The following is a 554-nucleotide window of genomic DNA, read 5'->3' on the forward strand; positions in this document are numbered from 1 at the left end:
CTCCGATACTGCGGACTCAGTTGCATCAGCCGCAAGCGATGCGATCACAACTGCAGCCAACGCCGCAACGGGCGCAATGGAGGGGATCACGGGTTCGGCCGGGCAGCTTGGATCAGGCGCTAGTGAGATGAAGGCCCGGGCACGTCAATCGGCACAGGATATATTGGAACGAGAACCGCTGGCAGTCGCAGCAGTTGGCCTTGTCCTTGGCACTGCCCTGGGCACGATGCTGCCCCGCACGACCACGGAGGATGAACAGCTTGGCGGCTACAGCGACAAACTTCGCGACACCGCAGAGAAGGCTTTCGAAACAGGCCTTGAGCAGGTAAAGCAAGTCGCCGCCGAAGCCTACGATACTGTCAAGGAAGAGGCGGACCGGCAAGGCTCTGGTGGAGATGCCGGCACGCTAGCAGGCCAGGTCGGCAAAGTCGTGAAATCGACGGTAGAAAAAACCGAGGAAGCCATACGCGATCGGTTGCCCGAGTCATCGGAGGGATCTTCCCAAGGTGGGTCATAGCGTCCCCGCAACCTGATCTAACGCTGTCCGTCACTAT

General features: G+C 59.9%; 1 pseudogene. It reads left to right on the forward strand.

Going from position 1 to position 554, the window contains the following annotated elements:
* A pseudogene (locus tag EOA33_RS38080) lies at window positions 1-517 on the forward strand (hypothetical protein); the annotation flags it as partial.
* Between the last annotated feature and the right edge of the window lie 37 nt (window positions 518-554).

The sequence above is a fragment of the Mesorhizobium sp. M4A.F.Ca.ET.050.02.1.1 genome, assembly GCF_003997725.1.
Classification (GTDB): Bacteria; Pseudomonadota; Alphaproteobacteria; order Rhizobiales; family Rhizobiaceae; genus Mesorhizobium.